The sequence below is a fragment of the Ruegeria sp. BHSA118 genome (genome assembly GCF_059613405.1).
This window is the reverse complement of record NZ_JBXWSM010000056.1, coordinates 20,961-28,109: the sequence shown is the minus strand read 5'-3', so window position 1 is coordinate 28,109 and position 7,149 is coordinate 20,961. Positions and strand designations below refer to the sequence as shown.

Here is a 7,149-nt window from a genome sequence, read left to right as displayed (position 1 = left end):
TCAATTCATGCGGAAACCGTATTTCCAGGACAGGTAGGGGTGCCTCAGCCGCAATTTGAAAACTGGTCAGGAATGCGGAAACCCGAAACTCGTTATGAGCGCCATCAGCACGCATCAGTTGGGCTGCAGAATCTATCTCCAAGAACATGCCGCGCTCTTCTTCATAGAACGACAATTTGGCAAAGCCGCGCGCCAAGCGCGCATAACTCACGGCCTTTTCGATTGCCTCGCCAACGGTCGGCGAGTTCAAGACAACATAGCTGAGAAGGGTCGTTTTTCTGGGGTTGAATGTTTTGCCTGCCGAGATCGCAAACATGGGATCTCTGGTCTCTTCAATGGCAAGCTCCAAAAGGCGGAGCTCATTTCGGACATCAACAAAATTCGGGGGTGTTTGGTGAAGATCAACGGGTAAATTGGCCAATCTCAGCAGCGCAACAATATCTGAACCGCGATTGTCCAGAAGCCTGGCGATGTGATGCACCCCGAAACCCGGAACTTTCCAGGATTGGTTTTCAGAATTCACTTGGTTTTCTTTCATGCCGCAACAACACCCGAGACTGATGCGCCTTTTGCAATCCGCGCTTTTTTGTTTCCGAAAATATTAATCTGGGAGCCTCAGCCGTGCCAAGCAGCATCAGCGTGACCCGACGGGAAATGACAAAACCTGAGCTCTTCTCACAATACTCAAAGCTGTCGTGTTCCTAGGTTAGAGATTTAGCCGCGACACAAAGATATCAAGAATGGAGCGCACCAGTTTGGCAGACGGATTTAGCGACATCAATCTAAACGCTATTGGTGTCCTCCATCGCAGGAGGAAAAGCAAACTGGCGTCCATATGAAGGCTTTTCCCAAAACCTTGACGTGTGATCACAATAAACCCGAACCGCAAATTGCCAAGTTGGTCCCATCTTCAGCGTTTCAGACACGCTCAACCGAGAGGGACCAAGACATGAAAAAGACACTGATTACATACATCACCGCATTTGCCATTATCCTGAGCGCTGGAACATCCACGGCTGGTCCGTTGCGCGCACATGGCCAACGCGGTTTTGCACCTCAAATTCGCTCGTCAGCTTCGCAAACAATCAATCGCTCCGATAGGGTAGCCAATACCCTTCAAGCCACGCAATCGTCCGGCTTCAGCTTCGACATGCCGTCAGAGCGCCATCTGGGTCAAAACAACCGATACGTTCCTCAACAGTATCCCGCAATAGATCCGAATTGGAGCTGGGACTTGTCCAATGTTGGTTTGACCGGAACTGATACTGCTGGATACGCTTTCGAAAACGGTACGCACCTGAATTTGGGGCCAAATCAGGAGGGCCTGCTGCCAGGTCAAGTTGAAGAAGATGGTCGATACCTCCTTGGCGCCTTGTTTCTGGTTGCAGCAGGGGACGGGGCTATCGTCGTGGGTACAATTGAGGGAATATATGACGTCTTTTGTTTGGATGGCAGAATCGACCCAGTCGAGTGCTACGAAATCTACAACGGCGGCTAGAGTTGGAGGTATTATCGGTAAATGCTCCACTGCAAAACACAAAGGCCACCCTGTATTAGGGTTGGCCTAACTCCAGTTCCAAACGAAAGCCTGTCTGACGGGATCTGTTGCAACCAGAAACAAGGCGCCCATAATGGCACATCGAGGCCAGCGGGGGCGTCTACACCTTCAGAACCATCTTCTAATCAGTGTCATACCGATATTTCGTGTTTCGAGAACGTCGGTGTTCCTTACTTTGCACTTTATATTCGAATACTCTGCTGAGATTGACCAAAAAAAGCAAATACCTCAAACCACTCGCACAGATTGACTATCATTGGTTCGCTTCACTTTGTTTTTCGATCAGGGATTCGAAGCAGCTCGACGTGATCGCACCATCTCGTTGGCAGGCTAACCTTTCTTAGATGGGAACGGCCCACAGCCGACATTCGATATCTCTCAGAGTTCACTTATCGGCTTCCCGAAAGCTGCCGTTCGTTCAAAACGCAGAAATTTCAATGAGCGGATGGCCGTGAGGCAAACAAACCTGCAAACGTTGAGAAGCGCTGTTAAGCAAACTTGATTGCTTTCAGAGACCCGACTAACGTTTCTGTAACCATATTTTTCGCGATTTTTAGGACATGTAGATATAGATGACACCTGATGTACAAACCGCCCACCGCATAGCTCAAGACCATTGCGCTGCTTGGACAAACCGGGCACCTGGCGATGTCGCCGGAAGATATGCTGAACATACAATCATGATAATGAACGGTGGCGACCCAATGGAGAGCCAGGCGGAGATTGGCGACATGGCGGAGGGATTTATGGCTGACTTCCCTGACCTCGTTCTTAGCCTCGACACGGTTCTCGTCGCCGATCACCACATGGTCTATGCGTGGACTTTCGAAGGCCATCACAAAGAGACTGGTAACCATGTTCGTTTCTCGGGCTGGGAAGAATGGGACTTAGACGACAACCTGAACGTCACCAAATCGCTCGGTTGGTATGATGGTGTGGATTATGAACGTCAAGTTGCGGGAACATGATCATATCCGGCGACAATTCGCGCCCTGTACGCACAGTCGTATTCGGTAAGTCAGACCCAATTTGACTGTAGTCGGTGCTCTTTACTGCCTACAGCAAGTGAGAGGGCGTCCATCGGAAAAGGCTTTTCTCATATTCGGTAATTGATTTCGAGAGCCACCGCATGAACAGCTTTGCCGCTGGTCGAACCGGGCCCGGCAACGTGACAAGGTAGTAGCCGATCTGCGGTATTGGATCGTCGAACAGCGCCACGAGTTGTCCCGACTTCAACTCGTCAGAAACAAAAGCCGGTACCGTCGCCCCGATACCATCACCGCGACGGATGCCATCCAGCAGCATATTGCCCGGCACGCGGACAACTCTCCGGTCGGCGTCGGTCGGAATTCCGACCTTTTCTAACCACAGGTCAAACTCGACTGACCCTTGTTCCTGAAGAAGCGTGAAATCAAGCAATTCTGCAGGATTCGTGAGCACCCGGTTTCCGATTAGTTCGCGGGACGCGACAACCGTCAGACAGCCTGGCAGCAGCATCTGCGAGACAAGCCCTTGCCAGCGACCTGTTCCATATCGGATGGCCATATCAATTCCGCCCGGCTTGAGGTCGACAGCTTGGATCGTTGAATCGATCCTCAACTCGATATTGGGGAATTCGTCAATAAACGTCGACAGACGCGGCATAAGGAACGCGCTTGAAAACATCGGAGTCGCGCTGACCACCAACGGTCGAACCGCCTCTGCACTCGACACGCTCTCAGTCACGGAGGCCATTTCCGCGAAGGCTTCAAGCAGGCCAGCCGACAGGAATTCGCCTTGTGATGTCAGAGAAATGCCATGTCGGGTACGAGTGATAAGCCGAGTGTCGAGATGTTGTTCGAGCCCGCGGATTTGCTGGCTGACTGCGGAATGGGTCACGTTCAGAGCCGCTGCCGCCCGGGTCAGATTTCGAAACTCGGCAGCGGCGGCGAAGGCTCTGAGAGATGTCAAAGAGGGAAGTGTGCGCCAATCCATAAGTAAGATCATCTAACAATATAGAAAAATTTACAACTATGTGATCCCCCGATGCCGGCGCATGCTGGTGCAGTAATTCATTGGCGACCACCGGAGACAAACATCATGAAAATTGCTGTTTTGGGACTGGGCAATATGGGCTCTGCGCTGGCGCATTGCTTGCTCAAGGCAGGCCACGAAGTCGGCGTTTGGAACCGCACATCGGAAAAGGCAGAGGTTTTTGCTGAGGCTGGAGCCACGATCTGCTCTTCACCGAATGATGCTATTGCGGCGTCTGATTTTGTCATAATTTGTATCAAGAGCCACAAGGAAACTGTTGAACTGGTCAACGGGCTGAGCGTCTCGCCAAAGGGTAAGACCATCTGTGACATGAGCACGGGCGATACCTCGGATGCCGATAGACTGGTCGCCATCCTTGAGGGACAGGGGGCAGGCTACATGCTGGGCATGATCAATGCCTACCCTTCCGGCATTGGTGGTGATGAAACCACAATCCTTACGGTGGGCAGTGCCGGAACCTGGGACCGCTATGGCAGTATCATCAGAGAATTGGGTGGAAAGTCCGCCCATGTTGGAGAGAAACCAACGGCACTTGCCGCGCTCTTTGCCGGCCTCTTCACGGTTCGGCAGGGGTTCATGTTCGGAATGATCTACGGTGCACTTGTCTGCCAAAAAGCGGGCATCCCGATGCAGGTTTATGCCGACCAACTCCCTGCCTCTATCAAACTGGTCAATGACTACCATGATCTCTTTGCCAGAACTGTTCCGTTTCAAGATTACGACAGTGCGGAAGCCTCCCTGAAGGTTTACGCGATGGCGCAAGAGGATGCGTTGAAGACCTATCTCTCACTTAATGCGCCCGCTGATTTCATCCGGTTGATGCATGAGCGCACCAAGGCGGCTTGGGACGACGGCTACGGCGACAGACAGCTGACCTCACTGGTCCAGCATATGACGGATGCCTGATATCATAGGGCTCCGGCCCTATGCTGCCGTTGGCTAAGGCTTGATGACGCTGCAGTGTGGCCCGCCGAAGGAGAATTTCGCTGCGGTTGAGAGATGCCCGGGAAGATGAGGTCATGCTCACGGAATACACTCTGTCGCCGCACTAAGGTTCACAGGAGACCCGAGATAATGTAGGTATCTATGAAGACTTGACGTCAATAGGTGTGGATCAGAATGGCGCGACAGTTCCCGCTCGAAGGTGACAAAACCTTTCTGGTTTATGCCGGCACTGGCACCGACCTGATATTCAATCATGGCGTTGATTTACCCGGTTTCGCATCGTTTCCATTGCTGGAAGAACCTGGCACCAGGGCAATACTGGCCGGTCAAATGGAGGCACTTGTCGATCTCGCCCATGAAATGAGTGTCGGATGTATCCTTGATGCACCCACATGGATGGCGAACGCCGATCGGGCAGCGCCGTTGGGGTACGATACAGACCGGCTCGTTGAGGTGAACAAAGATGCGGTCAGTCTAATGGAGGAGGTGCGCCAGGCTGCCGCTCGCGATGATGTACTGGTGTCGGCCTGTATCGGCCCGCGCTATGACCCTTACGCCGACATCCCTCCGGTGAGGGTCGAAGATGCACGCCAATACCACGCCGCTCAAATGCACAGCCTGAAAGACACAAGCGTCGACCTGGTCACCGCTTATACGTTCAACCGTCCAAGTGAGGCTGCGGGATGCATCCTCGCCGCCGGAGACGCAGATCTGCCTATCATCATGTCTCTTGTTGTCGAAACGGACGGGTGCCTGGCAGACGGGACCAAACTTGTGGATGGAATTGACCAGATCGACGCGGCAACCGACGCGGCGGCGCTGTTTTTTATGGTCAACTGCGCTCATCCGACCCATTTCGCCGGAGCGCTTGGCAACCACCCCCGTCTGAGAGGCATCGTGGCGAACGCTTCGAGTTGCTCGCATGCGGAACTTGACGAAGCAGATGAGCTGGACGAAGGCGATCCAGCTGAACTTGGTAAACAGATTGCCTCGATTGCGAGGCAGTATCCGTCGATCCAAGTATTTGGAGGGTGCTGCGGTACAGACATGCGCCACCTGAAATCGATGGCCATCGAATTGGCATAGCCAACTTAATTTAATCTGAGCGATAGCGCTGATATCTAAGGTGATACCGTGATTTCTTTCCGCCACTTAAGCGGCCCTTTGCAGACATTTGCTTCATGAAACAACGCTGCAATGCGGCTTCCGCAAAGCAGTCATTGAGGCCTGGTCGCACTCATCAGCTCAAGAAGCAGTTTCTTATGCGCCACTCCCGTCATCTGGCTCACGTTGAAGCGCATAAACGAGTTCTTGGACTGGGTCGGGCTGAAGACATTTCCCGGGGCAAGCACAACGCCATGTTTGAGAGCTTCCCGTGCCAGCATGGCCGCCTCCCTTCCGTCTGGCAGCTCACACCATAGGTAAAATCCGCCCTTGGGATTCACGAAGGGCTTGATGTCCAGGGTGCCCAACTCATCGATAGAACGCGCGCGGGCGCGATCCAGTTTGGCCCTCAGCGCGTCCATATGTTTACGGTAGCTCCCATCGGTGAGGGCTGCGTGCAGCAATTCTGATACCATCGGGCTCGGCCCACCAAAGCTGATTGCGACCTGAAGGTCGGTCAGGGCTGCAATCCAGCTAGGCCTGGCAGCTATGTATCCACATCGTAGCGACGCCGAAAGCGTCTTTGAGAAGCTGCCAATCGTAAGAACACGGTCCAGCCCATCCAACGCGGCTAGCCGCGGAGACAAGTCCGGCTCGAACTCGGCAAAGATAGCGTCTTCCACGATAAGCAAATCATGGGCCTCGGCCAGAGATAACACGCGATGCGCGGTCGCTGCTGAGAGCGTCGCGCCAGTTGGATTGTGCAATGCCGAGTTGGTCAGATAGAGCCGGGGGCGCTCTTTGCGTAGGACGCTTTCGAATATCGTGAGATCGGGACCATTGGGCGTGTAGGGCACACTAACAAGTGCGACCTGATGCGCACGCAAGAGGGCTTGAAAATTGAAATAGCACGGATCGTCCACCAGAACTGTATCACCCGGCTTGAGCAGCAATCTGCAGATCAGGTCCAGCGCTTGTGACCCAGAATTTGTAAGCAAAACGGTGTTTGGGTCGACCTCTATATTTTGATCGCCCAACATGCGTGCCACGTGTTGGCGCAGACCCGCATGCCCCTTTGCATTGCTGTAATCGGTCAATACATTGCTGTTGCCCCGTGCCACATTGCGCATGGCCCGACGCAGTGACTCCAGAGGCATCCAGTCTGACGGCATCCACCCGCATCCGGGCTTCTCCATGATGTCTTCTGCATCAATGGATTGCCGAGCGACCCAAAGCGGATCAATCTCTCGCTCAAGTTGTGGCCCGGTTTGCGACACGACAAAGGGCTGAACGCGGTCGGAAACAAAGAAACCAGAACCGCGTCGGGCAAAGATAACGCCCTCAGCGGCCAAGACGTCGTAGGCCTCAACTATGGTCGAGGGCGAGACGCCCAATCTACGCGCGAGCACCCGGACAGACGGCAGCTTGGTGCCTGCGCTATATGTACGAGACCGTATCCTGCGTGTGATATGGTCCATCACGAGGGTGCGACGGGTCGCTTTGGCCAT

General features: G+C 53.6%; 7 protein-coding genes. 4 read left to right on the top strand and 3 right to left on the bottom strand.

Annotated features, from left to right (window positions below; translation table 11 throughout):
- Positions 1–538 (bottom strand): AraC family transcriptional regulator ligand-binding domain-containing protein (locus AC2FNN_RS15920; protein WP_496759490.1); only part of this gene is annotated, 538 nt, incomplete at its 3' end.
- A 411-nt stretch (positions 539–949) separates the two neighbouring features.
- Between AC2FNN_RS15920 and AC2FNN_RS15915 the strand changes: the two genes are divergently transcribed.
- Both AC2FNN_RS15915 and AC2FNN_RS15910 read left to right on the top strand, forming a co-directional pair.
- Positions 950–1,498, top strand: a complete 549-nt coding sequence (locus tag AC2FNN_RS15915; RefSeq protein WP_496759489.1) for a hypothetical protein — start codon at positions 950–952, stop codon at positions 1,496–1,498.
- Positions 1,499–2,130: 632 nt separating this feature from the next.
- Positions 2,131–2,526: a nuclear transport factor 2 family protein gene (locus tag AC2FNN_RS15910; protein WP_496759488.1), complete on the top strand. Its 396-nt coding sequence runs from the start codon at positions 2,131–2,133 to the stop codon at positions 2,524–2,526.
- An 88-nt stretch (positions 2,527–2,614) separates the two neighbouring features.
- Here AC2FNN_RS15910 and AC2FNN_RS15905 read toward each other — a convergent pair whose 3' ends face one another.
- Positions 2,615–3,532 carry a LysR family transcriptional regulator gene (locus AC2FNN_RS15905; RefSeq protein ID WP_496759487.1) on the bottom strand — a complete coding sequence of 306 codons (918 nt, stop codon included), beginning with the start codon at positions 3,530–3,532 and terminating at the stop codon, positions 2,615–2,617.
- A 105-nt stretch (positions 3,533–3,637) separates the two neighbouring features.
- Between AC2FNN_RS15905 and AC2FNN_RS15900 the strand changes: the two genes are divergently transcribed.
- Both AC2FNN_RS15900 and AC2FNN_RS15895 read left to right on the top strand, forming a co-directional pair.
- Positions 3,638–4,498 (top strand): NAD(P)-dependent oxidoreductase, encoded by an 861-nt coding sequence (locus tag AC2FNN_RS15900; protein WP_496759486.1) that lies wholly within the window; start codon positions 3,638–3,640, stop codon positions 4,496–4,498.
- Positions 4,499–4,711: 213 nt separating this feature from the next.
- A complete protein-coding gene (locus tag AC2FNN_RS15895; RefSeq protein ID WP_170797323.1) occupies positions 4,712–5,623 on the top strand; it encodes a homocysteine S-methyltransferase family protein in 912 nt (303 codons plus the stop codon).
- A 131-nt stretch (positions 5,624–5,754) separates the two neighbouring features.
- Here the strand turns inward: AC2FNN_RS15895 and AC2FNN_RS15890 are convergent, their stop codons facing one another.
- Positions 5,755–7,149 carry an aminotransferase-like domain-containing protein gene (locus AC2FNN_RS15890; RefSeq protein ID WP_496759485.1) on the bottom strand — a complete coding sequence of 465 codons (1,395 nt, stop codon included), beginning with the start codon at positions 7,147–7,149 and terminating at the stop codon, positions 5,755–5,757.

Bases quoted from the DNA above. Each gene is read 5' to 3' on its own strand.
- AC2FNN_RS15915 (WP_496759489.1), top strand. From the start codon at position 950: ATGAAAAAGACACTGATTACATACATCACCGCATTTGCCATTATCCTG.
- AC2FNN_RS15910 (WP_496759488.1), top strand. From the start codon at position 2,131: ATGACACCTGATGTACAAACCGCCCACCGCATAGCTCAAGACCATTGC.
- AC2FNN_RS15905 (WP_496759487.1), bottom strand. From the start codon at position 3,532: ATGGATTGGCGCACACTTCCCTCTTTGACATCTCTCAGAGCCTTCGCC.
- AC2FNN_RS15900 (WP_496759486.1), top strand. From the start codon at position 3,638: ATGAAAATTGCTGTTTTGGGACTGGGCAATATGGGCTCTGCGCTGGCG.
- AC2FNN_RS15895 (WP_170797323.1), top strand. From the start codon at position 4,712: ATGGCGCGACAGTTCCCGCTCGAAGGTGACAAAACCTTTCTGGTTTAT.
- AC2FNN_RS15890 (WP_496759485.1), bottom strand. From the start codon at position 7,149: ATGGCCAAAGCGACCCGTCGCACCCTCGTGATGGACCATATCACACGC.